Below are 24,753 nucleotides of genomic sequence, written 5' to 3' on the forward strand. Positions count from 1 at the left end.
GCGCATCGCCGCCGTCAGCCCTCCGGCAGAGGTACGAATTCCTCCTCGTCACCCGGCACGATATCGAAGCGGCCGCTGCGCCATTCCTCCTTGGCCTTCTCGATCCGCTCCTTCGAGGAGGAGACGAAATTCCACCAGATATAGCGTTTCGAATTCAGCGCCGCGCCGCCGAAGAGCATCAGATGACAGCCGTCGCCGCCGGCTTCCAGCGTGATCGCATCGCCCGGCCGGAAGACCAGCAGCTGATCGGCGGCGAAGCGATCGCCTGCGATGACGACCTCGCCCGACAGCACGTAGACGGCGCGCTCCTCGTGACCGGCGCCGAAGGGAAAGCGAGCGCCGGGCTGCAGGTTGAGATCGACATAAAGCGTGTCGGAGAACGTGCCGACCGGCGATGTCATGCCTTCGAACGAACCGATGACGACCCGGCCGCGCACCCCTGATGTCTCGATCAGCGGCATGTCGGTCTTTTCCGTATGGGCGAAGGAGGGATCGATCTCCTCCTTGTCGTCGGGCAGCGCCAGCCAGGTCTGCAGCCCGGACATCAGCAACGGATGGCCGCGCAGATTGTCCGGCGTACGCTCGGAATGCACGATGCCGCGGCCCGCGGTCATCAGGTTGATGTCGCCCGGACGGATGACCTTTTCCGTGCCGAGGCTGTCGCGATGGCGGATCTCGCCGTCGAACAGATAGGTGACGGTGGAAAGACCGATATGCGGATGCGGCTTGACGTCGAGCGCCTCGTTGGGCTTCAGGATCGCCGGTCCCATGCGGTCGAAGAAGATGAACGGCCCGACCAGCCGCCGCTGCCGCGTCGGCAGCGCGCGCCGCACCTGGAAGCCGCCGATATCGCTGCTGCGCGGAATGATCAGGTTCTCGATCGCATCGCAGGCGAAGGCATCGCCGGGCAGGGGATCTTTACCGGGAAAGAAGGACATGAGGGATCTCCGCTTGCAGGGACATCGACCACAGATAGTCCCTGCAGCGCCGCGCGTCCAACAGGATGTGCCGAAGAGGCTCCATGATGTCAGATCGCGGTGAAGCCGTTATCGACGAAGAGATGAGCGCCATTGACGAAGCTCGATTCATCGCTGGCGAGATAAAGGGCGGCCCGCGCCACGTCTTCCGGTTCGCCGATCCGTCCCTGCTGCGCGGCGATCGCGGCATCCGAAACATCGACGCCGAGCGCCTGCAGGTCGGCGACCTCGCGCAGCCCGTGCGGCGTGCGGATGAAACCGGGGCAGACGGCGTTGCAGCGGATGTTGCGGTCGCGGAACTCCACCGCGATGGCGCGGGCAAACATGTGCACCGCGCCCTTGGTGGTGTCGTAGAGCACTTCCATCGGGGTGGCGGCGACCGCCGAGATCGACGAGGTGCAGACGATCGATCCGCCGCCGGCGGCGATCATCTTCGGCAGCACGGCCTTGGTCATCAGGAACATCGAACGCACATTGACGGCGTGCAGCCAGTCCCATTCCTGAAGCGTCGTCTCCAGGAAAGGCTTGATGACGATGGTGCCGGCATGGTTGAAGAGCACGGTAACCGCGCCGTAGCGTTCCTCGACGCCGGCGACGGCAGCATTGACGGCGGCTTCGTCCGAGACATCGGCCGTCCAGCAGTCGGCCTCGCCGCCGGTATCACGGATCTGCTTCACGGTCTCGGCGGCGGCGTGGCCATTGCGGTCGATGATCGCCACGCGCGCGCCTTCGGCCGCAAACAGCGTCGAGGCAGCACCCCCCATGCCGGTCGCGCCGCCCGAGATGATGGCGACCTTGCCCTTCAATCTGTCCGTCATTGTTTGTCCCCTGATGGTTCCGGAAGGGGATCATAGATCGACCCAAAGCCGATCGCCAAGCGTCTTCAAATGCAGCGTTCGGCAGGCTCAGACGCCGTCGAGCGGCTCGACGCCCTGCGGCTTGCCGGCGCGGTCGAGCCTGATCTTCTCGATGCGGTTCTCGGCCGCCGAAAGCAGCGTCTCGCAATGTTTCTTCAGCGCTTCGCCGCGCTCATAGATCTCGATGGATTCATCCAGCGCCACGTCGCCGCGTTCCAGCCGGGCGACGATGCTTTCGAGTTCGGCGACCGCCTTTTCGAAGGAAAGACCGGACACTTCCGGCTTGGCGCTGTCAGTCATTCTCAACCCTTCATCATTCTCAGAATATGCATGCCCGCCGATTCGGCCAGCCCTTCGAGATCATAGCCGCCTTCGAGCAGGCTGACGACCCGGTTCTTCGCGTGCCGGTCCGCCAGTTCGAGGACGCGGCCGGTCGCCCAGTCGAAATCCTCGCCGGTCAGGTTGATCTGCGCCAGCGGATCGCGGTGATGCGCGTCGAAGCCGGCAGAGATGATGATCAGGTCCGGCCGAAAATCGTCGAGCGCCGGCAGCACCCGCGATTTGAACGCCTCGCGGAAATGGTCGCTGCCGACATTCGGCGAAAGCGGCGCATTGACGATGGTATTGTGCTTGCCCTTCTCCTCCTTGGCGCCGGTGCCGGGGTAGAGCGGCATCTGATGCGTCGAGCAGAACAGCACCGAGGGATCGTCCCAGAAGATATCCTGGGTGCCGTTGCCGTGATGCACGTCCCAATCGACGATGGCGACACGTTCGGCGCCATGCCTCTTCTGCGCATGACGAGCGGCAATCGCCGCATTGTTGAAGAAACAGAAGCCCATCGCCGTCATCTTCTCGGCATGGTGTCCGGGCGGACGCGCGGCGACGAAGACATTGTCGGCCTGGCCGGAAAAGACGTCGTCCACGGCCGCCATTGCCCCGCCGATGCCGGTCAGCGCCGCCTGCAGGCTTTTGACGCTGGCATAGGTGTCGGCTTCGAGCTGGTTGATCCGATCCTCTTCCTCAGGAATCTCCCGCATGACGGCGGCAAGATGCTCCTCCGGATGCGCCAGCAGCACCGCATCCTCGCTCGCCTCAGGCGCCTGCCGGCGCTGCAGCCGTTCGAAATTCGGATGTTCCAGCGCGACATTGATGGCGCGGATCCGGTCCGATCGCTCGGGGTGGCCGGCGGGCGTCACATGTTCCAGGAAGATCGGGTGTTCATAAAGACGGGTGCTCATGGAGACACTCTATCGGCCGCTTGCGTCATGTTCCACAGCAGATGGGGCATTGCCCGCCGATTTCAACAAGTGCTCCCGCGGCGGTTTCGCACGCTCTGGGATGCGAACCGTTCAGCCCAATGTTTGCACCGGTCGCATCGTCGCACCGGCACGCCTTCAAGAACCTGCAAGCCAGGCTCTAACGCTTTGAATCAAATCTGTTTCGGTCCAATGAATTATGCAGTAAAGTCTGTTTGGGGGAATGTTGTAAGGCAGTATTGTTGATGAGTGAGTCAAAGCGTCCTGGGGTGACGGAAATACGCGTGCCGTTTCGCGATGTCGATATGAACGGCAAGATGTTCCTGGCCTCCTATATTTCTTATGCTGAATCCGTCATTGCCAGCTTCTGGTCGGCGCGGCCCGACGTCGACGACGAACCGCTCTATAGCGCCAGCAAGATCTCCTGCATGCTTCACCGCCCGCTGCACCATGACGAGCCGGCAATCTTCACCGCCGCCATCGACAAGATCGGCGTGCGCTCCATCGGCTTTTTGGTTTCGATCGACACGGGGGAGGAGCGCGCCGCCGAGGTCGAGATCATCTGGCAGGCCCGCAACAGAGAGGACGAGCAGCCGGCCTCCCTGCCGGAGGAAACGCGCGACTGGCTCTATGGGTTTCTAGATTAGGGCCCTGCCGTCCCATCATCTCGACGCCATGCTTGCAACCAGATCGCTGAACCTCTCGCCCTGAATGCCGACATGCGTTCGCAGCAGGCGGCGGGCCTCGTCACCGTTTCCGGCAAAGATCGCGTCGACGATGGCGCAATGTTCCGAGAAGGAGGTCAACAGGCGATTGCGCACACGCAGCTGGAGACGGCGGTATGGCCGCAGGCGTCGATGCAGTTGAACGCATTGCTCCTCGAGGAAATCGCTGCGGCTCGCCGCGTAGATCGCCTTATGGAATTCCTCATTGTCGTAATAATAGGCATCGCTGTCGCCGGCGCCGGCCGATTGTTCGCAGCGGCTGTGGGTGGCGGTGATCGCTTCCCGGGAGGTGTTGTCCAGCCGGCGTGCCGCGAGCGACCCGGCAAGGCCCTCGAGCTCGGCCATGACCTCGAACATCTCGTAGATCCGGTGCGGTCCCGGATCGATCACGACCGCACCCCGGCGCGGACGGATTTCGATCAGCCCGATGGCGTCAAGCTGCATCAGCGCTTCGCGCACTGGCGTTCGCGATACGCCGAACCGATTGGCAAGCACCGTTTCGTCAAGCCGTTCGCCAGGGGCGAATTCGTAGGAAAGTATTGCATTTTCAATCTCATCCCGAAGCCACCGGCCGACATTCTCGGACATCTCTCTTGTATCCTTCATACATAAACGTCATTCTTGTATACACGAATGTTGACGTCGTGTACGAAAGATGACACTCTACATACTACCGGCGAAGCCGGGCGATGGGAAGCAGATGGTCTGAATGGCCACACATGCGGCTGGTCTTCGGAAGAGAGGAGAATGGCATGCCCGAGGCGTCTTTCTTCACCGACATGCTGCAAAGCATCACGGATCACGGTCGCCAGCTTTTGTTTTCCGGCTCACGCAACACGCAGGCCGCCGCCAAAGCCGATCTCCAGACCCTCTGTGAAATGCTGCTGTCGAGCCGGGGCGAAGCATCCGGCATGGCCCTTGCGGCCGAGATACTTGATCGCTGGGAGGCCCTCGACAGCGAGGGCGCGCAGACATTCCTCCAGATGCTTCACGAAAAATTCGGGCCTGATGCGAGCAAGCTCGACCAGGCGATTGAACGCTACCGCACCGACAAGAGTTCGGCCGCCGTTATTGCGCTCCACCAGGCAGCCGAGCCGCGGCGGCAGGAGCTTCTGCGCCGGTTGAATCACGCGCCGAACGGCACCGCCACGCTCGTTCGCATGCGCCAGCAGCTGCTTGCTTCCAAAGACCGATCAGAAGCCTATGACGCGCTTGATGCCGACTTCACGCATCTGTTCGGCTCCTGGTTCAATCGCGGCTTCCTGACGCTGCGACCCATCGACTGGTCGACGCCGGCAAACATCCTGGAGAAGATCATCAAATACGAGGCCGTGCATGAGATCGCCAGCTGGGAGGAGTTGCGCCGTCGTTTGGCGCCGGCCGACCGTCGATGCTTTGCCTTTTTCCACCCGCGACTGGCCGACGAGCCGCTCGTCTTCGTTGAGGTGGCGCTTACCCGAACCGTGCCGAAGGCGATCGCCGATGTGCTCGATGAGGGCAGGGAGCAGATCAATGCCGACGAGGCGACGACGGCTGTCTTCTATTCGATCTCCAACTGCCAGGATGGCTTGCGCGGCATCTCCTTCGGCAATTTCCTGATCAAGCAGGTCGTGGAAGACCTGCGCCGGGACCTGCCCGGCCTGAAGAATTTCGTCACACTGTCGCCGGTCCCGGGCTTTGCCCGTTGGCTTGCCAAGGTGCGCGCCGCGGCAGACGGCCTGGTTCTATCCGAAGCGGCCCTGAAAACGCTGGCCTTGCTCGACGATCCGAACTGGGCCGGCAAGGAGAACGGCGCGGCCGAAGTGGAGCTCGTATTGCTGCCGCTTGCGGCGCGCTACTTCCTGACCGAGCGGACGCCGGAGGGCCGTCCCGTCGATCCCGTTGCCCGCTTCCATCTCGGCAATGGCGCGCGGCTTGAACGATTGAATTTCCTCGGCGACCGCTCGCCCAAGGCTATCCAGCAGGCGCACGGTCTGATGGTCAATTACCTCTACAAGCTCGACGACATCGTCGCCAACCACGAGGCGCTGGCGCAGCGCGGCGAAGTGATCGCCTCGCCCGCCGTCAAAAACCTGCTCAGCCAGAGCGATGACGGCCGCCGCGGCGGCCATGGCCAGCAGGGCTCTCGAGCATTCGTACAACTGATGAATTCCACGCTTGGAGGAGGGCGAAAGTGAGCAACCATCTTTTCGACGCCATGCGGGCCGCCGCGCCCGGCGACGCAGCGTTCATCCGGATCGATAGCACCCGCATATGGACCTATGACGACGCCTTCGCTCTTTCCGGCCGCATCGCCGGCGCGATGGACACGCTCGGCATCCGCCCCGGCGACCGGGTTGCGGTGCAGGTCGAAAAAAGCGTCGAGGCGCTCATCCTCTATCTCGCCTGTCTTCGCAGCGGTGCCGTCTACCTGCCGCTCAACACCGCCTATACGCTAGCCGAGCTCGACTATTTCATCGGTGATGCGGAGCCGCGTCTGGTGGTCGTCGCCCCGGCCGCCCGGGAAGGCGTGGAGACCATCGCCAAACGCCACGGCGCGATCGTCGAAACCCTCGACGCCGACTGCAGTGGCTCTTTGCTCGATCTTGCGCGCGACGAGCCGGCCGACTTTGTCGATGCCTCGCGCGCCGCCGATGATCTGGCCGCGATCCTCTACACCTCGGGAACAACGGGCCGTTCGAAGGGAGCGATGCTCACCCATGGAAATCTGCTCTCCAACGCCCTGACCCTGCGGGACTACTGGCGCGTCACATCAGATGACCGGCTGATTCATGCCCTGCCGATCTTCCACACGCACGGGCTCTTCGTCGCCACCAACGTCACGCTGCTCGCCGGCGCCTCGATGTTCCTGCTGCCGAAGTTCGACGCCGATGAGGTCGTTTCGCTGATGCCGCAGGCAACGATGCTGATGGGCGTGCCGACCTTCTACGTGCGTCTCCTGCAAAGCCCGCGCTTCGACAAGCAGGCGGCGGCCAACATTCGCCTGTTCATCTCAGGCTCGGCGCCGCTGCTGGCGGAGACGCATACCGCGTTCCAGGCGCGGACAGGCCACGCGATTCTCGAGCGCTACGGCATGACCGAAACCAATATGAACACGTCGAACCCCTATGACGGAAAGAGGATTGCCGGGACGGTGGGCTTGCCGCTGCCTGACGTGACGGTGCGGGTGACCGATCCCGCCACCGGACAGGTGCTGCCGCCTGAAGAAACCGGCATGATCGAAATCAAGGGGCCGAACGTCTTCAAGGGCTATTGGCGCATGCCGGAGAAAACCGCGGCCGAATTCACCGCCGACGGCTTCTTCATCAGCGGCGATCTCGGCAAGATTGATCGGGACGGCTATGTCCACATCGTCGGCCGCGGCAAGGATCTGGTGATTTCGGGCGGCTACAACATCTATCCGAAAGAGGTCGAGAGCGAGATCGACCAGATCGACGGTGTCGTCGAAAGCGCTGTGATCGGCGTGCCGCATCCCGATTTCGGAGAAGGCGTAACCGCCGTCGTCGTGTGCAAGCCTGGCGCCGTCCTGGATGAAAAGAGCATCGTCAGCGCTCTTCAGAACCGCCTCGCGCGCTACAAACAACCTAAACGCATCATCTTCGCCGAAGACCTGCCGCGCAACACGATGGGCAAGGTTCAGAAGAACATCCTGCGGCAGCAATACGCCGATCTTTACACCAGGACGTAAGGCGACCGCCCTCTGGGAGGAGGGCGCGCCGGCATCCGCATCAAACTTGAACGCAACAGCTACGGCGCTGGAGGGAGGGGAATCATGGGTATTGAAATACTGGCCATAGGCCTGCTGGTCGCGATGTTCATCATTGCGACGATCCAGCCGATCAACATGGGCGCGCTTGCTTTTGCCGGCGCCTTCCTTCTCGGCTCCATGACCATCGGCATGAAGACCGGTGATATTTTTGCCGGCTTCCCGAGCGATCTGTTCCTGACGCTGGTCGCCGTCACCTACCTCTTCGCCATCGCGCAGATCAACGGCACCATCGACTGGCTGGTCGAATGCGCCGTGCGCCTGGTGCGTGGACGCATCGGCCTGATCCCATGGGTGATGTTCCTCGTCGCCGCCGTCATCACCGGTTTCGGCGCGCTTGGGCCGGCCGCAGTGGCCATTCTCGCCCCCGTGGCCTTGAGCTTTGCCATTCAGTACCGCATTCACCCGGTGATGATGGGTCTCATGGTGATCCACGGCGCCCAGGCAGGCGGCTTTTCACCGATCAGCATCTATGGCGGCATCACCAACCAGATCGTCGCGAAGGCCGGCCTGCCTTTCGCTCCGACGTCGTTGTTTCTCTCGAGCTTTTTCTTCAACCTGGCGATATCAGTGCTGGTGTTCTTCGCCTTCGGCGGCGCAAAGGTCATGAAGCACGCGCCGGCAACATCACCTGGCCCCTTGCCCGAACTGCATCCCGAGGGCGTGTCGGCCTCGATCAGGGGCCACGGCGGCACGCCGGCCAAGCCGATCCGGGAGCATGCCTACGGCACGGCGGCCGATACGGCGGCGACGCTGCGTCTGAACAATGAAAGAATCACCACCCTGATCGGCCTGACGGCGCTCGGCATCGGCGCCCTGGTTTTCAAGTTCAATGTCGGCCTCGTCGCCATGACCGTGGCCGTCGCGCTGGCGCTGCTGTCGCCGAAAACCCAGAAGGCGGCGATCGACAAGGTCAGCTGGTCGACCGTGCTTTTGATTGCCGGCATCATCACCTATGTCGGCGTCATGGAAAAAGCCGGTACGGTCGATTACGTCGCGCACGGCATATCCAGTCTCGGCATGCCGATGCTGGTGGCGCTGCTGCTTTGCTTCACCGGCGCCATCGTCTCGGCCTTTGCATCCTCGACCGCACTGCTCGGCGCCATCATCCCGCTTGCCGTTCCGTTCCTGCTGCAAGGACATGTCAGCGCCGTCGGCGTGGTCGCGGCGATCGCCATCTCGACGACGATCGTCGATACCAGCCCCTTCTCCACCAATGGTGCACTTGTCGTCGCCAATGCGCCGGATGAGAGGCGCGAGCAGGTGCTGCAGCAGTTGCTGATCTACAGCGCGCTGATTGCTCTCATCGGTCCCATCGTCGCCTGGCTGGTCTTCGTCGTGCCGGGACTGGTGTGACGACGACGGGCCGCCGAGCCCATCGCTTCCGCCGCAGGCCATCGCCTGCGGCCATTCCCCTAAGTGGCGATTGCCGGCCTCGGTTGACGTGGCCGAGGCTGTCATAAAAATTTCATATCGAGCCTATTGCGAGGATCGCGAAATTAATCCACTATTTTTATCAGGAACAAGATTTCCTGAAGCAAACGAAAAGGACACTGATTGGATTCATATCTTCTGACGACCATGCTCGTTGCAGGTCTTCTGGCCTTTGCCCTGTCCGCGGCAAAAGAAGGAACAACCGCCCAGACCACCGCAAACACCAGGCGCAGTGCGGACTCAGGCGGCGATGCTGGTGTTGAGTTCGAGGCCTCTGATGACGGAGGTTGCGAAGGCGGCGATGGAGGTGGCGGGGACGGTGGCGGAGGAGACGGTGGAGGAGGAGACTAGATCAAACGGAAATCGATAGAATGCCCGACCGCCTCAAGGCGGTTTTTTGTTGCCCGAACAACGCTCCGTGCCAGGCCGGAATCTCAGACGCGCGCGGGATTGCAGAACTGATCTGACGGGCTGATAGACGAGCGGATCCAACACGCAATTCAATTTTGGGGTCGTCGCAGGAAACTCGCGCCCTATCTCAGTCGGGTCGGCGCTGGGGCGAAGGTGTTGGAGACAATCAATATGGCAAAATCTGCGGCTGGAAGCCCGTATATTTACGGGATCGACGCACTGCGATTTGTATGCGCGCTCATGGTGACGGTATTTCATCTTGGATTTGCTTCCTGGGCTTCGCCCTTATATCTCAGGCCCTATGCAATGCCGGCGATCGAGAACATCGCTCAGCCCGGATGGGTTGGCGTCGAATTGTTCTTCGTCATATCGGGCTTCGTCATCGTCAACTCCGCCGCTTCCGCCAGCGCCATGTCCTTTCTCAAAGGGCGCATTCTGCGGCTATATCCGGCGGTATGGATCTGCGCATCGCTGACGCTGATCATCATCGCGACGCAAGACGTCAACAGGCGCGTCCTCTGGAATTATCTGCGCTCGATCACGCTCTATCCCGGCGGGCCCTGGATAGACGGCCAATATTGGACCTTGGCATGCGAGATCTGTTTCTATGCCATCGTCTTCATCATGTGCGCGACGCGGCAAAAGACGAGGATGCCTGCCCTGGCGCTCGGCCTGTCGTTGGCCAGCACAGCGTTCATTGCGCTGTTATACGCCTTTCCCGATGCAGCCATCCCGGCCATATTCACAGAGACCGCCTGGCGGCCCATTCCCTTCTATTATGGCTGCCAATTCGCTATCGGCATCTACATATGGCTGCTGTCTCAGGGTCGGATGAACCGCATTTCCTGGCTGGGCTTCCTCTGCGCCCTGGCGACGGGGACTGTTCAGATCTACATGGCAGGCGAGAACACCAGCGACCGTACGCTCGCCGCTGCGGGCCATGCCTTCTCGTCGTTTCCGGCAATCGTCATCTGGGCGGCGGGGCTGGCCTCGATCGTTGCAAGCGTCGGCTACAGCAAGCGGATCAGTCACCTGCCGGCCTCCTTCCTTCAATCGGTGAAGACCCTCGGCTCGATGACCTACCCGCTCTATCTCCTGCATTTCGCCATCGGCGTCCAGCTTCTCGACTGGTTGACTGCTCTGGGATTGGCGCCGCTCCCGGCGCTGGTTCTCGCCGTCGCGATCGTCTGCGCAATGTCGCTTGTGGTGTGCAAATTGGGAGAGCCGCCGATCCGCAAGGTCCTGCGAGGGTTCCTCGACCGGCTTGGGCAGCGCGCTGCCGGATTTCAGGCGAAGGAGTCTCGGGCTTAGGGGGAAATCGAGGAGAAGGTAGGCTGGACGAGCAATGACGTCCGATTTCCCGTCTCGGTTCTTGCCTTGAAGTTTACCCCACTCTCCGTCCTGCTCGGGCTTGACCGGAGCATCCATGTGGCCTCTTGCAGCACGGGGAATGGATTCCGGGCTCAAGGCCTGGAATGACGGAGGTTGAGGAGAGCGAGCGGCAGGGGACCCCCGCCCAAGGCCCCTGCCGCAGAGCTCACTCCACCCTTGCTCCTGCTCAGGGTTGACACGCGCATTCACGCGACTTCCTTCAACGCAGAATGGCCGCCTTCGCGCGGAAGGCGGCCATTGCGGCATGTTCAGCAAGTATCGGCCGTTACGCGGCTCAAGCGCGCGCCGGCAGCAGGGGATAGCCGACCATGACGGCGCGGCCGAGGAGGGCAGCGACGACGGCCTTGATCACGTCGCCCGGAATGAAGGCCATCGAGCCGACAAAGGCTTTCGTAAAGCCGAGGCCTGCGACGGTCGCGAGATAGGTGATGCCAAAGGCGTAGAGCACGACGATGCCGCCGATCATGGCGGCGAGGAAGAAGCTCACCGTCTGCACCAGGCCGGATTGCCCATGGTTGACCAGGCGCTCGCTGAGATAGCCGGTGACGAAGGCGGCGAAGATCCAGCCGACGAGGAAGCCAGCTGTCGGCGAGGCGAAGATTGCAAGGCCGCCGCGGCCGCCGGAAAGCACCGGCAGGCCGATCGCGACGAGCAGCAGCACGATCAGCACGGCGATCGCGCCGCGCCGGGCGCCGAGCACGACGCCGGCCATCATGACGCCGAGCGACTGGGCGGTGATCGGCACCGGAATGAAGCCGAGCGAGATCGGCGGCAGCAGGCCGAGCGCCACGATGATCGCGGCAAAGAGGGCGGTAAGGACGAGGTCGCGGGTGCTCATCATGAACTCCGTATTAAAAAATCGTTAACTTCCATGCCGCCGAATGCGGCGCGCGTCAATCGCCGCGGCGACATTATCCGCGTCCTTCAGCGTCAGAATGATCAGCGGCGCAAGCAGGCTTGTCGGCCGGACCTTCAGCCCACGCGCCCTGTGCGCCTCGCGGATCGCCTGGTAACGGTTGACGATCTCAGGCACGAAGCGCAGCACCAGTCCGAGAGCAAGGCCGATATCGTCGGCCTGAACCCGGCCGGTGCGTTCGAGCGGGCGGGCAAGCGCCGTCACCTCGTCGATGAACTCGGTAATGCTCGTCGTCGCCGTCACGCTGGCGGCGAGAAGCATCAGCGCCGTCAACCGTAGCACGGGCACGAGCGCCGCCTGCCAGGGATTGAAGATGAAGTTGAAGAGGGCGACGACCGCAATCGTCAGGAAGATCGGCCGCAGCCGTCGCAACGCCTCGCCGAGCGGCAGGCCGACCGTGCCGTAGAGCACCGCCGCCACCAGCACGGCGCCCGAGAGCAGGAGGAGATTGTGGCCGATGAACAGCAGGATGGCGAAGGCCGTCAGCGACAGGAGCTTTGCCCGTGGCGAAAGCCGGTGCATCGGGCTGTTGCCTTCGACGTAGAGTGTCTGCATCAGGCGGCGATCTCCCGATAGCGGGCGACCGCTTCGGCCGCAGGCGCATCGGCGGCAAGCCGCCCTTCGTGAAACACGAGCACCCGATCGAAACCGGCAATCAGCTCAAGGTCGTGGGTGATGACGATGGCGCTTTCCGGCAGTCCGGCGATGATCCTCTCGACCAGCGCCCGGTTTTTGAGGTCGAGCTGGTTGGTCGGCTCGTCAAGGATGAGAATGCCCGGGCCGGTCGCCAGCACCGAGCAGAGCGCCGCCAGCTGGAGCTCGCCGCCGGAAAGCTCGTGCGCCCGGCGATCGGCCAGCGCCTCGGCGCCGAAGCGGGCCAGCACGCCTTGGACCCTTGCCTCGATCTCAGCCTTGCTGAAGCCGCGCCGCTTCAGCCCGAAGGCGATGTCGTCCTTGACGATCGGCAGGATGATCTGGTTCTGCGGCGACTGGAAGATGAAGCCGACATCGGCGCCAACAGTCTTCTCGTCGGCCGTGTCGCGGCCGTTGACCATGACGCGGCCAGTAGTCGGCTTGGTCAGCCCGTTGATCAGCCGCGCAAAGGTGGTCTTGCCCGAACCGTTCAGCCCGATGACGCCGATGCGTTTGCCGCTGATGCCAAGCGTCAGCGGCTCCAGCGCCACCCGCGCCCCGAAACTGACACCCGCGCTTTCGAATTGAATGTTCAAAGCAGTCCCTCGTATCCGGCGACGCTGGAAAGCGCCATCAATGGGCAGATCTGCGAGACCAGCCCCTCATCCGGCTGCCGCCACCTTCTCCCCGCTTGCGGGGCGAAGGGGCCATGCGGCGACCTCTCGGTTCCCCACCAGCCTCTCGCAGGGCAGGTCCCCTCTCCCCGTCAGAACGGGGAGAGGGTTAGGGTGAGGGGCAGCCGCGCCGCAGACGCAGCCATTGGCGCCAACCTGATAGCAGTGCTTCTACAAAGAGCAAATCGCGCTGTCGATATCGGGTGGCTAGGAAGATTTTCCGCGTTATGATACGGCCATGACGAATCTGCTTTCCAATTCCGATGCCCGCCGCGTCTTTCTTGCCAAGCAGGGTCTCAGCGCCCCACCGAACCGCGCCTTGACCAAGGCCGGCCTGCTGCAGTTGATCCACGATCTCGGCTTCGTCCAGGTGGACAGCATCCAGACGGTGGAGCGGGCGCATCATCAGATCCTGTTTTCCCGCAACCAGACCTATCGGCGCGAGCATCTGAAGGCGCTGCTCGAAAAGGAGCGCGCGCTGTTCGAGCACTGGACGCACGACGCCTCCATTCTGCCCAGCGCCTTCTTCGTCTATTGGAAGCACAAGTTCCGCCACCAGGAGAAAGTCCTCGTCGAGCGCTGGCGCAAGTGGCGCGGCGAGGGTTTCGAGGCGGCTTTCGAGGAGACCTATGAACGTGTGCGGCGCGACGGCGCGATGCTGGCGCGCGACGTCAAGGCCGATGGCCATGTGTCCGGCGGCTGGTGGAACTGGCATCCGAACAAAACGGCGCTCGAATATTTCTGGCACACCGGCAAGTTCGCCATCGCCGGCCGGTCGAATTTCCAGAAGATCTATGATCTGACCGAGCGTGTCATCCCGGCCGAATTCCGCGAGCCGGAGGTGAGCCGCGAAGACTTCGTCGACTGGGCCTGCCGCAGCGCGCTTGCCCGCCTCGGTTTTGCCACCCACGGCGAGATCGCAGCCTTCTGGAACCTGGTCTCGCCGGACGAGGCCAAGACCTGGGTATCAGCCCATCGCGGCGAACTGACCGAAGTGCTGATCGAGCCGGCGCTCGGGGCCAAGGCACGGCCATCCTGGGCCTTTGCCGACTTTCTCTCGACGCTCGACAGCCATCCCGATGCTCCGCCCCGCATCCGCGTGCTCAGCCCCTTCGACCCGATGATCCGCGACCGCAACCGCACCGAACGCCTGTTCGGCTTCTTCTACCGCATCGAGGTTTTCGTGCCCGAGCCGAAGCGCGAATATGGCTATTACGTCTTCCCGCTGCTCGAAGGCGACAGGCTGATCGGCCGCATCGACATGAAGGCCGACCGGAAGAAATCGACGCTCGATGTCAGGCGGCTCTGGCTGGAGCCGGGCGTGAAGCCTTCTGCCGGGCGGCTGGAGCGGCTGGAGGCGGAACTGGAGCGGGTGGCGCGGTTTGCGGGGGTGGAGAAGGTGGTGCTTTTGGAGGGGTGGAGAGGGTAACACCTTCGCGGCAGGCGCAGCGTTCTCCGCGAAAACCCCTCCCCAACCCCTCCCCACAAGGGGGAGGGGCTGCTGCGTGGCGCCCCGTCGAGTTTCATTCCTGACGACGCCAACATGTGGAAGCGCATTTCGGCGGCAGGACCCGGCAGCGGGTTAGTCCCTCCCCCTTGTGGGGAGGGGTTGGGGAGGGGTCTTTCTCTTGCCATCGCTGGCTACACTCAGCAGATCTCCGTCTTGCTGATTTTGATCCCAAACCCTTCCAGCCCGACATAATGCCTTTCACGGCTGGTGAGCAGCTTGATCGAGCTGACGCCGAGGTCCTTGAGGATCTGGGCGCCGAGGCCGATTTCCAGCCATTCGCTCTCGCGCGTCTGCGCCTCGGTATGGGCTTCGCGGCCCTGGTTGCGGGCCTTGCGGCCGTTGTCGTAGTGGCCGACGCCGACGGAGCCTTCGCGCAGATAGACGATGACGCCGCGCCCTTCCGCAGCGATCTTCTCCATGTAGAAATCGACCGGGCTCTTCTTGCCGAAAAGATCCTCGGCAACATTTTCCGGATGCAGGCGCACCGGAATGTCGACGCCGTCGCGGATGTCGCCGAAGACGACAGCGAGATGCTGCATCGGGTCCCAGGGCAGGGCATAGGTGTGGGCCTTGGCCTTGCCGAACGGCGTGTCGATGTCGAAGCTCGCGCCGTGCTCGACCAGCGTTTCCTTGCGCTGGCGATAAGCGATGAGGTCGGCGACGGAGACGAGCTTCAGCCCGTGCTTCTCGGCGAAATCGACAACCTGCGGCCCGCGGGTGACGGTGCCGTCGTCATTGACCAGTTCGGAGATGACGCCGATCGGCGGCAGGCCGGCGAGCCGGCAGAGATCGACGGCCGCTTCCGTATGGCCCGAGCGCATCAGCACGCCGCCTTCGCGCGATACCAGCGGGAAGATATGGCCGGGACGGACGAAATCGGCGGCCCCGACATTCGGATTGGCGAGGTTGCGCACCGTCAACGTCCGGTCGTCGGCCGAGATGCCGGTCGTCGTACCGTGCTTGAAATCCACCGAGACGGTGAAGGCGGTCGTGTGGGCCGAATCGTTTTCCGCCACCATCGCGTTGAGGTTGAGGCGCTTGGCCTCTTCCTTCGGCATGGGTGCGCAGACGATGCCTGAGGTGTGGCGCACGATGAAGGCCATCTTCTCCGGCGTGGTGTGGACGGCGGCGACGATCAAATCGCCCTCGTTCTCGCGGTCATTGTCGTCCATGACGACGACGATTTCGCCGGCCTCGAAGGCCCTGATGGCGTCGACGACGCGCTTCTGATCGTAAGACATGGACGCTCCTATTTCAGACGGCCTGTCTGGCCGCGGTCGCGAAGATAATGATCGGCAATGGCGCAGGCGACCATCGCCTCGCCGATCGGCACGGCGCGAATGCCGACGCAGGGGTCGTGCCGGCCCTTGGTGCGCACGTCGACATTCTTGCCATCGGCGTCGATCGATTGGCGTTCGGTCAGGATCGACGAGGTCGGCTTAACGGCGAAACGCGCCACGATCGGCTGTCCGGTCGAGATCCCGCCGAGAATACCGCCGGCATTGTTGGAAAGGAAGATCGGCGTTCCGTCATTGCCCATGCGCATCTCGTCGGCATTGTCTTCGCCTGAGGTTTCGGCGGCGGCAAAACCATTGCCGATCTCCACACCCTTGACGGCATTGATCGACATCAGCAGCGAGGCGATATCCTGGTCGAGCTTCGAATAGATCGGCGCGCCGAGGCCGGCGGGCACGCCTTCGGCGATAACTTCGACGACCGCGCCGATCGAGGAGCCCGCCTTGCGGATGCCATCGAGATATTCCTCCCAGACCGGCACGATCGCCGCGTCGGGAGAAAAGAACGGGTTCTGCCCGACCTGGTCCCAGTCCCAGTTGCTGCGGTCGATCTTGTGCTTGCCGATCTGCACCAGCGCGCCGCGCACGGTGACATCCGGCACGACGAGGCGGGCGATGCCACCGGCGGCAACCCGGGCTGCGGTCTCGCGCGCCGAGGAGCGGCCGCCGCCGCGATAGTCGCGAATGCCGTATTTGAGGTCGTAGGTATAATCGGCATGGCCGGGGCGATATTGCCGGGCGATCTCGCCATAATCCTTGGAGCGCTGGTCGGTGTTCTCGATCAGCATTGAGATCGGCGTGCCTGTCGTCGTCATCGTCTCGCCGTCGGCATCGAGCATGACGCCGGACAGCACCTTCACGAGATCATCCTCGCGCCGCTGCGTGACGAAGCGGGACTGGCCGGGCTTGCGCTTGTCGAGCCAGACCTGCAGGTCGGCAAGCGTAAAGCGCAGGCCGGGAGGGCAGCCGTCGACGACGCAGCCGAGCGCCGGACCATGGCTTTCGCCCCAGGTGGTTACGCGGAAGAGGTGACCGAATGTATTGTGCGACATGTGTTCCCACGGCGGCGCCTGAGCGCCGGTCGCCGCCGGCCGCGCCATTGCTTGAAAAGGCGCGACACTCATAGGCCAAAAAAACCGCCGAGGCAAAAGCCTTTCTTTGCGTCAAACCGGCAGCTGCGGAAATGCTGTTTCCGTCCGGTGCAACGGGAGAGCCGTCACCAAGCCCGAAGGAAAAGGCGTGGTTAACGCAGCGTCTTGATTATGTTTAAAATGCCATTCATCAATTGGGCGGGAAAAGCCATCCTTACGGGCAATTTTCGCCATATTCAGGAGATTATCTGTGGCCAGTGTTCTCGTGCAGCGTTTCAAGAGGATTGTTGCCATGCGTTTCGTCGTCGCCACGCTTTTGGCCACAGCTAGTTTCCTGTCGCCGATGAGCGGTTTTGCCGAGAGCGCCGATGTCGAGGCGACGATCAAGAAGGTCGACACGGCCAATCTCGTGCTGACGCTCGACGACGGCAAGACCTATCAGGCGCCTGAGGAATTCAATTTCGACGGCCTCGAAGCCGGCGTGAAGGTCATCGTCTTCTACACCGAGGTCGACGGCAAGCGCGTCATCAACGATCTCGATATTGTTAAGTAGGCAGACTTCAAGAGCCCACGAGAGCTCAGCGGGGAACCGAGAGTTCGCGGCTTGTCCCTTCTCCCCGCAGGCGGGGGTCCGAAGGACGGGTCGAGACCCGTGACTCGACCCCGGTCGGTGCCGGCAGACGGATGAGGGGCAAGGCAAACCCAGCCTTACAGCCAAACGATCGTCCGCTCGCTCGTATCGATCCTGACGATCCGGTCCTGTGGAATGCCGCCTTCGGCGGCGGTGCTCTTCGGCAGGTCGGCAATCGCCTGGAACAGCGTGCGGATGACGCCGCCATGGGTGACACAGACGGTCGGACGCTCGACCGATTGCAGCCATGCGCCGGTGCGCCAGGAGAGGATTTCGTAGCTCTCCGCATCGTCGCCGGGCGGGATGAAATCCCATTTTGAGGCATTGCGCTCCGCCACCCGCTCGGCCTGCGTCGCCTTCAGCTCCTTGAGCGTCGAGCCCTCCCAGTCGCCGAAGGAAATCTCCACCAGTCTCGGATCGGTGCGATAGGCAAGCGGCGGCAGGCCCATGGCGGCGCGCATGATTTCCATCGTTGCGCGCGTGCGTCCGAGCGGGCTTGCGACGAAATCGAATTCGCCGACCGTCTCGCCGAGAATCTCGGCCAGTGCGATGCCGTTCTGCCGGGCCTGTTCCAGGCCGATGGCATTCATCGGCACGTCTTTCTGGCCCTGCAGGCGGCGCTCGGCATTCCAGTCGGTTTGACCGTGTCTGATCACGTAGATGAGCACGGTCTCGACTCCGGGGGACTTAGTCCTTGACGACCGAGATGTCCGGCGCGTCGACCGCTTTCATGCCGATGACATGATAGCCGCTATCGGCGTGGTGCACTTCGCCGGTGACCGAACGCGACAGGTCGGACAGCAGATAGAGGCCGACATCGCCGACTTCCTCGATGGTGACGGTGCGGCGCAGCGGGGCGTTATATTCGTTCCACTTCAGGATATAACGGAAATCGCCGATGCCGGAGGCGGCGAGCGTCTTGATCGGCCCGGCCGAAACGGCGTTGACGCGGATGTTCTGCGGTCCGAGGTCGACGGCGAGATATTTGACGCTCGCTTCGAGCGCGGCCTTGGCGACGCCCATGACATTATAATTCGGCATTACCTTTTCGGCGCCGTAATAGGTCAGCGTCAGCATTGAGCCGCCTTCCGTCATCAGCTTCTCGGCGCGGCGTGCGACCGAGGTGAAGGAGTAGACGGAAATCTGCATCGTCTTGGTGAAATTGTCCGGCGATGTGTCGATGTAGCGGCCGGTCAGCTCGTCCTTGTCGGAAAAGCCGATGGCGTGCACGAGGAAATCGATCTTGCCCCACAGCTTTTCGACATTTTCGAAAACCGCGTCGATAGTGGATTCGTCGGCGACATCGCAGTGACCGACGAGCGTCGCGTCGATTTCGGCTGCAAGCGGCTCGACCCGTTTCTTCAGCGCATCGCCTTGATAGGTGAGCGCAACTTCTCCGCCCTGCGCATGAATGGCCTTGGCAATACCCCACGCAATCGAACGATTGTTGGCGACACCCATGATGACGCCGCGTTTGCCTGCCATGAGGCCGGATGCTTGAGCCATATTTTGCTCCCTAGGATTCTGATCGATCCTGCCTATGGCATAGGCCGTTAATCGGTTCAAGCTTGGCCTGGATCATCAACTGTTAGGGATCGTAACAAAGGGTGCGAATGTCATAAAAATTTCACAGGAACAGGCCTTCGCGCATGCTCCGCATGAGATCGGTGATCTTGTCGTCGGGTTTTTCCCACAGGATGATGCGCAATTCGACGACGAGATCGCCTCTGCTGCCGTCTTCCCGCGGCAACCCCTGACCGGGAATCGCGATCGTCTTGTCCGAGCCCGACCATGCGGGAACGGTGATGTTCAAGGGCCCGGCCGGGCCGTCGATACGGGCCTCGGTGCCGAGCACGGCATTTTCGATGCTGATCGGCAGCACGGCGTGCAGGTCGAAACCATCGACGGTGAAGCGCGGATCGGGGGCGATGCGGATATTGACGACGGCATCGCCGCGCTGCATGCCCGGCAGCTTGAAGCCCTGTCCCTTGAGCCGGAGCTCATGACCATCCGTGGTGCCGGCCGGCAGCGCGAAGCCGATTTCGCGGCCCTCCGGCAGAGATGCGGTGATCCAGCCGCTCTTCAGCACGTCGTCGATCGTGACCGTCGCCGTCGTCACCTCGTCGGGCGCTTTCTCGAGGCCGGTATCCTTGGCGCCGGTGAAACGGCGCACCAGCGATGTCAGAATGCTGAGCGGCAGCGACAGGTTGGTGCCGGCATTATTTGACGTCTCGCCGGGTTCCTCGTCGGCTTCGGCGGCCTCGCCATCCATGCGCTTGCCCGCTTCGGCCTGTGTCTGGCCCTGTGTTTGCTGATTCTGGGCCTGCTGGTTCGGGGCCTGCTGGGCGCGGCCTTGCGCCTGGCCGCCCGCCGCAGCGCGCGCCTGCGCGCCGAAAATGCGCTCCACCATCTCCTCGGCGCCTTCGCCGGCGCCGGCCTGTTGTCGCTGGCCGTCGGCCGCGGCCTTCTGGGCAGCCCGGGCAAGCTCTTCCATCACCCGCTCGGCATTGGCCTGTGCCGCCTTGGCGCGAGCCGCCGCCTCACGCGCGGCCTGGCGCTGCTGCATGATCGTCTGTTCCTGCTTCTTGGCTTCCGCCATCCGCACGGCATTGTCGAACAGGCTGCGTTTGCGCGGATCTCTCAGCGTTTCGTAGGCGCGGCCGATCTCGGCGAACCGGGCCGTCGCCGTCGGATCGCCCTGATTGTGATCGGGATGGGCTGCTTTGGCCATGTTGCGCCAGGCCGCCTTGATCTCGTCCGCCGCCGCGTCGCGCTTGACGCCCAGAATTTTGTAAGGATCGCGCATGTCAAAACCGCCGGTGTTGCGATGCGGGCGCCTGTCCTTGCCCGGCATCCCCGCCCAATATCGAAGTCCAATATCAACATGTGAGGTGCCACCGGCCGCAAAGGCAGGGAGAGCCACTCTCGACACCGATCGTGCGGCCGAGTTGCTAATCACTTCTTATTTCTGGGGAGGGATGGGGAGTGTTTTGGCGTAAATGGTTAGCTCTTTGCTAAGCATTCACGACAAAGCCGGCCGCCGTTAACCTGTCACGCGCCGAATCGGTTCTGGCAGATCAAATTTCCCGCCGGAAATTAACTTTCCCGCCGGAACTAGCTTTCCGGCTGGAAGCTCAGCAGCTGCCAATTGCCGCCGCCGACGAGGCAGGTCTTGCCGTAGAATTTGGCGATGCCGACATAGGAATGCCGCGTCGTGCGGAACTGCCGGCAGACCTGGCCCGATTCGTTGTTTTCGACGATCGTATCGATGACGCCGGCGCTGCCGGTCGATGCATTCGCCCAGGGAAGCGGCTGGCCTTCGAGCTTGTGCACATCGGCCGAAGTCACGGCATTGCGCACTGTCATCTCGTCCGAGAGGGTGTCGGTGCTCGGCGGCGTCTGCGGCACGGTGCCGGTGGCCACCGACCGGTCGACCTTGGCTTCGCTCAAGAAATCCATCCCGCCGGCAAGGCAGCCGGAAAGCGACAGCATTGCGGCGCCGACAACCAGGAAGACGCTGCTGCGTTGCCGCAGGCCCTTTGTATGGCGATATGACTTTGCTATGACTTCCACCCTGCGTCCTGTCCAGTTATCAAAAGCTGGGCGAGTTTTGAATAATCCGGGGCATTTGAACCAATATGTCGGCAAACGAGTTAACAAGCGGTGACTTTACCGAAAGTGGCGAGCCCTTCAAGCTCTTTGCCGAATGGCTGAAGGAAGCGGAGGCCTCCGAACCGAACGATCCCAATGCCGTGGCGCTGGCAACGGTCGATGAGCATGGTCTTCCCAATGTCCGCATGGTGCTCCTGAAGGGATTCGACGATGACGGTTTTGTCTTCTACACCAATTTCGAGAGCCAGAAAGGTCGCGAAATCTTGGGGCAGAAGAAAGCGGCCATGTGTTTCCACTGGAAAAGCCTGCGCCGCCAGGTGCGGCTGCGCGGGCCCGTCGAGATCGTGAGCGACGCCGAAGCCGACGCCTATTTCAAGACGCGGGCGCGCGGCAGCCGCATCGGCGCTTGGGCCTCCAAACAATCGCGTCCGCTCGAAAGCCGATTCGCGCTGGAGAAGGCGGTGGCCGAATACACCGCCCGCTACGCGATTGGCGAGATACCCCGGCCTCCCTATTGGTCGGGCTTCCGCATCCGCCCGACCTCGATCGAATTCTGGAAGGATCAGAATTTCCGCCTGCATGACCGCATCGAATTCCGCCGCCCGTCCCCAGTCGGGGCCTGGGAAAAGGTGCGGATGTATCCTTAACTTACCCTCTACCGGCCCATCAGTTTCAGCGGAATGCCGGAGGCAAGCGCCGCGACGTAGCGCCGCCTCTGGTAGTAGCCGTTCAGCGACATGCGCGGGAGATAGCCGGTCTTGTCCGCCGCCGGCAGTCCCGGCTGAGTCGTGACCGCGACCGAAAAGCCCAGCCGGCTGGCAATCGCCGCCTCGCGGCCGGTCGCCGCTTCCGGCGTGCCGTAGGGATAGGCGATCGCGGCGGGACGGACGCCGGTCAGCGCCTCGACGTAATCGGCCGAAGCCTCCATCTCGATCCGCGCTTCGGCCTCCGAGAGCCGGGCAAGGGCGCGATGGCTGATCGTATGGGCGCCGAGCGCTGCAAGCGGACGTCGGGCGAGCCGCTGCAATTGCGCCGGTCCCATCACCAGATCGCGCACGATATCGGTCGGCTCGATGCCTTTTTCCCGGGCCAGCATATCGAGGGTCGCCACGGCGCGCGCCTCGTCGTAGCGGTGGATATAACGGGCGAAACGGTCGAAGGCCTCCCATTGTTGCCGCGGCCCGTCGAGCGCCAGCCGCTCGCTGCCGCGGCCGAAATCGAAGCGGATTTCTTTTGTCTGGCGCAACAGGACGGCGAGCGTTTCCCACCAGATGCTGTGGGAACCTTCGGCAAAACCCTTGGTGACGAACACCGTGAAAGGCGCCCGATGCCGCTCGAACACCGGCAGTGCATGTTCCATGTTGTTGATGTAGCCGTCGTCGAGGGTAAAGGCCGCAAACGGCTTGCCGCCCTCGGGCTCGGCCAACAGCGCCGGCAGCTGGTCGAGCCGCACGAAGCGATAGCCGTCGCGCGTCAGCCGCCGCAGCGCCGCATCGAGAAAGTGCGGGGTGATTTCGAGATGCGCATTCGGCGCAAAGGCTTGGGGCTCGTGCGGGCGGACATGATGCAGCGTGAAGACGACTCCGCGCCCGCGCGCCTGCCGCATCAGGCCGGCCGCAGCGATCAGCCAGGATGCCTCGAGCCCGGCGCCGATCGCCGCCCGTTTTGCCAGTCGCTTCAATTGCCCCGTCATGCGCCGCTCATTGCCTCTTACGCCAAACTAGCAACCGCAGTTTAAGCCTTACTGAATCCCGATTTCGCACAGCTTCTTTCGTTTTTTGTTAACCAAGACGATGAAAAGGCTAGAAAAATGGTAGGCGTTGCCGCAAAGTCGCGCCAAACTTGCGGCTTCTGTCACATTACGACACATGGCCGGCCCGATCGAGAGCCAGCGCATCAGGGGGATTCCATGAGAAAGCTATTGGAGGCTGTTTTGACCGTAACGCTGGCCGTTTCGGCGCCGCTTGCGGCTCTTGCGGGCAGCGCCTCGCTGATCCTCGATGCCCGGACCGGCAAGGTGCTGGCGTCCGAAAACGCCGATACGCTGAACCATCCGGCCTCGCTGACGAAGATGATGACGCTCTATCTCACCTTCGAGGCGCTGAAACGCGGCAAGATCGCCTGGGATACGCCGATCAAAATGTCGAAATACGCTGCCGCGCGGCCGCCGACCAAGCTCGGCGTCAAGGCGGGCGGCACCATCACCGTGCGCGAGGCGGTGTACGGCATGATCGTCAAATCCGCCAATGACGCCGCTGCCGCCATGGCCGAGAAGCTCGGCGGCTCGGAGAGTGGTTTCGCCCGGATGATGACGGCCAAAGCCCGCCAGCTCGGCATGAGCCGTACCGTCTTCGTCAACGCATCGGGCCTGCCGAACAGCAGCCAGGTGACGACTGCGCGCGACATGTCGACGCTCGGCGTGGCGCTGATGAAGAACTATCCCAATGAATACCGTCTGTTTTCGATGGCGAGCTTCAATTTCCGCGGCAAGACCGTGCGCGGCCACAACAACCTCATGTACCGCTACCAGGGCATGGACGGCATCAAGACCGGTTATACCAACGCCTCGGGCTTCAATCTCGTCAGCGCCGTCAAGGACGGCAACCGACGCGTCGTCGGCGTCGTGCTCGGCGGCCGCACCGCCCGCAGCCGCGACGCCAGGATGGAAGCGCTGCTCGACCGCTATCTCGGCCGCGCCTCGTCATCCGGCGGCGCCAGGCTGATGGCAAGCGTCGGCGCCAGGGAGCCGGTCGAAGTCGCGTCCGCCGCCGATGCATCCGACGTTCCGGTGCCGGCGAACGCGCCGCGCCCTGACGAAGATCTCGCAGCGAAGACCCTGGCTTATGCCGATGACGCCGTCGTGCCGCTGGAGCGTCCTGTCGCGATGGACGAGATCCTGAATGCCGGCAAGAGCGGCAAGGCTTCGGCCGGGAAAGCCGATGGAACCTGGCAGATCCAGATTTCGGCGGCACCGAGTGCCGATGCGGCGCGGGCGCTTCTTGCCCAGGCACAGTCGGAAGGCGGCGCGCCGCTGGTCTCCGCCTCGCCCTATACCGAGGCTGTCGGACAGGGGGCGAACAGGATCTATCGCGCCCGCTTCGTCGGTTTCGCCAGCAGGGACGCCGCCGTCTCCGCCTGCGATGCGCTGAAACAGCGTTCCTATGATTGCATGCTGCTGCCCGATCACAGCTAATCGCGGTCGCCATATTCCAATCTGGACAAGCAGCGGGAATCAGCGTCTTCTCCATAAACAAAAGGAGAACATTGATGCTGCGCCGTCTCGCCGACCAGTTCGAAGCCGCTTCCTCTGCCCATGTCGCCGCCAATGGCATCGAGCGAGATGCCGACTCGTTCCTGTTGAAACTGCAGGAGGAAATGGGAGAGCTCACCCAGGCCTGGAACCGGCTGACCGGTCGGGGCCGTGCGAAGGGCCGCTCTCCTGAGGATAGCAGGCGCGATCTGGCAGACGAGACTGCCGACCTGCTCGGTCACCTCATGCTGTTTGCTCACCGCAACGACATCGACCTCGCCGCGGCGATCGAGCGGAAGTGGCGGTTTCAGCCGCGCTGGTAA

Annotated in this window: 26 protein-coding genes; 10 read left to right on the plus strand and 16 right to left on the minus strand. The window is 62.9% G+C overall.

Annotated features, from left to right (window positions below):
• Window positions 1-14 precede the first annotated feature (14 nt).
• The 4 genes from QWJ46_RS15855 to QWJ46_RS15870 all read right to left on the minus strand — a co-directional run bounded on the left by QWJ46_RS15855 (window position 15) and on the right by QWJ46_RS15870 (window position 3,072).
• Window positions 15-938 (minus strand): pirin family protein, encoded by a 924-nt coding sequence (locus QWJ46_RS15855; protein ID WP_302752052.1) that lies wholly within the window; start codon window positions 936-938, stop codon window positions 15-17.
• A gap of 89 nt (window positions 939-1,027) precedes the next feature.
• Window positions 1,028-1,795 carry an SDR family NAD(P)-dependent oxidoreductase gene (locus QWJ46_RS15860; RefSeq protein WP_302752053.1) on the minus strand — a complete coding sequence of 256 codons (768 nt, stop codon included), beginning with the start codon at window positions 1,793-1,795 and terminating at the stop codon, window positions 1,028-1,030.
• Window positions 1,796-1,882: 87 nt separating this feature from the next.
• A complete protein-coding gene (locus QWJ46_RS15865; protein WP_184458252.1) occupies window positions 1,883-2,134 on the minus strand; it encodes an exodeoxyribonuclease VII small subunit in 252 nt (83 codons plus the stop codon).
• 2 nt (window positions 2,135-2,136) lie between these two features.
• A complete protein-coding gene (locus tag QWJ46_RS15870) occupies window positions 2,137-3,072 on the minus strand; it encodes a histone deacetylase family protein (protein WP_302752054.1) in 936 nt (311 codons plus the stop codon).
• Between the two features lie 263 nt (window positions 3,073-3,335).
• Between QWJ46_RS15870 and QWJ46_RS15875 the strand changes: the two genes are divergently transcribed.
• Window positions 3,336-3,737: a thioesterase family protein gene (locus tag QWJ46_RS15875; RefSeq protein WP_085777184.1), complete on the plus strand. Its 402-nt coding sequence runs from the start codon at window positions 3,336-3,338 to the stop codon at window positions 3,735-3,737.
• A 15-nt stretch (window positions 3,738-3,752) separates the two neighbouring features.
• Here the strand turns inward: QWJ46_RS15875 and QWJ46_RS15880 are convergent, their stop codons facing one another.
• On the minus strand, window positions 3,753-4,403 hold the full coding sequence (locus QWJ46_RS15880) for a GntR family transcriptional regulator (protein WP_302752055.1): 651 nt from the start codon (window positions 4,401-4,403) through the stop codon (window positions 3,753-3,755).
• A 164-nt stretch (window positions 4,404-4,567) separates the two neighbouring features.
• Between QWJ46_RS15880 and QWJ46_RS15885 the strand changes: the two genes are divergently transcribed.
• The 4 genes from QWJ46_RS15885 (at window position 4,568) to QWJ46_RS15900 (ending at window position 10,737) form a co-directional block, all read left to right on the plus strand.
• Window positions 4,568-5,992, plus strand: coding sequence for a malonyl-CoA decarboxylase (locus QWJ46_RS15885; RefSeq protein ID WP_302752056.1), 1,425 nt, complete (start codon window positions 4,568-4,570; stop codon window positions 5,990-5,992).
• A complete protein-coding gene (locus tag QWJ46_RS15890; protein WP_302752057.1) occupies window positions 5,989-7,503 on the plus strand; it encodes a malonyl-CoA synthase in 1,515 nt (504 codons plus the stop codon). The genes QWJ46_RS15885 and QWJ46_RS15890 overlap by 4 nt, the downstream gene beginning before the upstream one ends.
• 84 nt (window positions 7,504-7,587) lie before the next feature.
• Entirely contained in the window at window positions 7,588-8,937 is a 1,350-nt protein-coding gene (locus QWJ46_RS15895; RefSeq protein ID WP_302752058.1) for an SLC13 family permease, read from the plus strand.
• 660 nt (window positions 8,938-9,597) lie between these two features.
• Window positions 9,598-10,737, plus strand: coding sequence for an acyltransferase (locus tag QWJ46_RS15900; protein WP_302752059.1), 1,140 nt, complete (start codon window positions 9,598-9,600; stop codon window positions 10,735-10,737).
• 355 nt (window positions 10,738-11,092) lie between these two features.
• Here QWJ46_RS15900 and QWJ46_RS15905 read toward each other — a convergent pair whose 3' ends face one another.
• From QWJ46_RS15905 to QWJ46_RS15915, 3 genes are read right to left on the minus strand one after another with little or no spacing between them, the layout of a single operon-like run.
• Window positions 11,093-11,656, minus strand: a complete 564-nt coding sequence (locus tag QWJ46_RS15905) for a biotin transporter BioY (RefSeq protein ID WP_285194679.1) — start codon at window positions 11,654-11,656, stop codon at window positions 11,093-11,095.
• A 24-nt stretch (window positions 11,657-11,680) separates the two neighbouring features.
• A complete protein-coding gene (locus QWJ46_RS15910) occupies window positions 11,681-12,289 on the minus strand; it encodes an energy-coupling factor transporter transmembrane protein EcfT (protein WP_302752060.1) in 609 nt (202 codons plus the stop codon).
• On the minus strand, window positions 12,289-12,963 hold the full coding sequence (locus QWJ46_RS15915) for an energy-coupling factor ABC transporter ATP-binding protein (RefSeq protein ID WP_302752061.1): 675 nt from the start codon (window positions 12,961-12,963) through the stop codon (window positions 12,289-12,291). The genes QWJ46_RS15910 and QWJ46_RS15915 overlap by 1 nt, the downstream gene beginning before the upstream one ends.
• A gap of 316 nt (window positions 12,964-13,279) precedes the next feature.
• On the opposite strand from QWJ46_RS15915, the gene QWJ46_RS15920 reads away from it, so the two are divergent.
• A complete protein-coding gene (locus QWJ46_RS15920; RefSeq protein WP_302752062.1) occupies window positions 13,280-14,470 on the plus strand; it encodes a winged helix-turn-helix domain-containing protein in 1,191 nt (396 codons plus the stop codon).
• Between the two features lie 218 nt (window positions 14,471-14,688).
• Here the strand turns inward: QWJ46_RS15920 and ribB are convergent, their stop codons facing one another.
• The 3 genes from ribB to QWJ46_RS15935 all read right to left on the minus strand — a co-directional run bounded on the left by ribB (window position 14,689) and on the right by QWJ46_RS15935 (window position 17,231).
• Window positions 14,689-15,792 carry a 3,4-dihydroxy-2-butanone-4-phosphate synthase gene (ribB, locus tag QWJ46_RS15925; protein ID WP_302752063.1) on the minus strand — a complete coding sequence of 368 codons (1,104 nt, stop codon included), beginning with the start codon at window positions 15,790-15,792 and terminating at the stop codon, window positions 14,689-14,691.
• Between the two features lie 8 nt (window positions 15,793-15,800).
• Complete coding sequence (gene aroC / locus QWJ46_RS15930) at window positions 15,801-16,898, minus strand: chorismate synthase (protein WP_302752064.1); 1,098 nt, start codon at window positions 16,896-16,898, stop codon at window positions 15,801-15,803.
• Between the two features lie 111 nt (window positions 16,899-17,009).
• The gene (locus tag QWJ46_RS15935; protein WP_302752065.1) at window positions 17,010-17,231 is read right to left on the minus strand and encodes a hypothetical protein; all 222 of its coding nucleotides are present in this window, start codon (window positions 17,229-17,231) and stop codon (window positions 17,010-17,012) included.
• Here QWJ46_RS15935 and QWJ46_RS15940 point away from each other — a divergent pair.
• Window positions 17,230-17,490, plus strand: a complete 261-nt coding sequence (locus tag QWJ46_RS15940; RefSeq protein WP_003569889.1) for a DUF1344 domain-containing protein — start codon at window positions 17,230-17,232, stop codon at window positions 17,488-17,490. The genes QWJ46_RS15935 and QWJ46_RS15940 overlap by 2 nt on opposite strands.
• 155 nt (window positions 17,491-17,645) lie before the next feature.
• Here QWJ46_RS15940 and QWJ46_RS15945 read toward each other — a convergent pair whose 3' ends face one another.
• The 4 genes from QWJ46_RS15945 to QWJ46_RS15960 form a co-directional block, all read right to left on the minus strand.
• The gene (locus QWJ46_RS15945) at window positions 17,646-18,236 is read right to left on the minus strand and encodes a histidine phosphatase family protein (RefSeq protein WP_302752066.1); all 591 of its coding nucleotides are present in this window, start codon (window positions 18,234-18,236) and stop codon (window positions 17,646-17,648) included.
• Between the two features lie 19 nt (window positions 18,237-18,255).
• Window positions 18,256-19,074 (minus strand): enoyl-ACP reductase FabI, encoded by an 819-nt coding sequence (gene fabI, locus QWJ46_RS15950; protein WP_184458284.1) that lies wholly within the window; start codon window positions 19,072-19,074, stop codon window positions 18,256-18,258.
• 121 nt (window positions 19,075-19,195) lie between these two features.
• The gene (locus QWJ46_RS15955; protein ID WP_302752067.1) at window positions 19,196-20,374 is read right to left on the minus strand and encodes a DnaJ C-terminal domain-containing protein; all 1,179 of its coding nucleotides are present in this window, start codon (window positions 20,372-20,374) and stop codon (window positions 19,196-19,198) included.
• Between the two features lie 308 nt (window positions 20,375-20,682).
• A complete protein-coding gene (locus QWJ46_RS15960; protein WP_064800911.1) occupies window positions 20,683-21,141 on the minus strand; it encodes an RT0821/Lpp0805 family surface protein in 459 nt (152 codons plus the stop codon).
• A gap of 65 nt (window positions 21,142-21,206) precedes the next feature.
• On the opposite strand from QWJ46_RS15960, the gene pdxH reads away from it, so the two are divergent.
• On the plus strand, window positions 21,207-21,827 hold the full coding sequence (gene pdxH, locus QWJ46_RS15965) for a pyridoxamine 5'-phosphate oxidase (RefSeq protein ID WP_064800912.1): 621 nt from the start codon (window positions 21,207-21,209) through the stop codon (window positions 21,825-21,827).
• Window positions 21,828-21,835: 8 nt separating this feature from the next.
• Here the strand turns inward: pdxH and QWJ46_RS15970 are convergent, their stop codons facing one another.
• A complete protein-coding gene (locus QWJ46_RS15970; RefSeq protein ID WP_302752068.1) occupies window positions 21,836-22,873 on the minus strand; it encodes a polysaccharide deacetylase family protein in 1,038 nt (345 codons plus the stop codon).
• Between the two features lie 216 nt (window positions 22,874-23,089).
• Between QWJ46_RS15970 and QWJ46_RS15975 the strand changes: the two genes are divergently transcribed.
• Together QWJ46_RS15975 and QWJ46_RS15980 are read left to right on the plus strand one after the other, a co-directional pair.
• Window positions 23,090-24,373 (plus strand): D-alanyl-D-alanine carboxypeptidase family protein, encoded by a 1,284-nt coding sequence (locus QWJ46_RS15975; protein ID WP_302752069.1) that lies wholly within the window; start codon window positions 23,090-23,092, stop codon window positions 24,371-24,373.
• Window positions 24,374-24,447: 74 nt separating this feature from the next.
• On the plus strand, window positions 24,448-24,753 hold the full coding sequence (locus QWJ46_RS15980) for a pyrophosphatase (protein ID WP_302752070.1): 306 nt from the start codon (window positions 24,448-24,450) through the stop codon (window positions 24,751-24,753).

It is taken from the genome of Rhizobium sp. CBN3, assembly GCF_030518245.1.
Classification (GTDB): Bacteria; Pseudomonadota; Alphaproteobacteria; order Rhizobiales; family Rhizobiaceae; genus Rhizobium; species Rhizobium aethiopicum_A.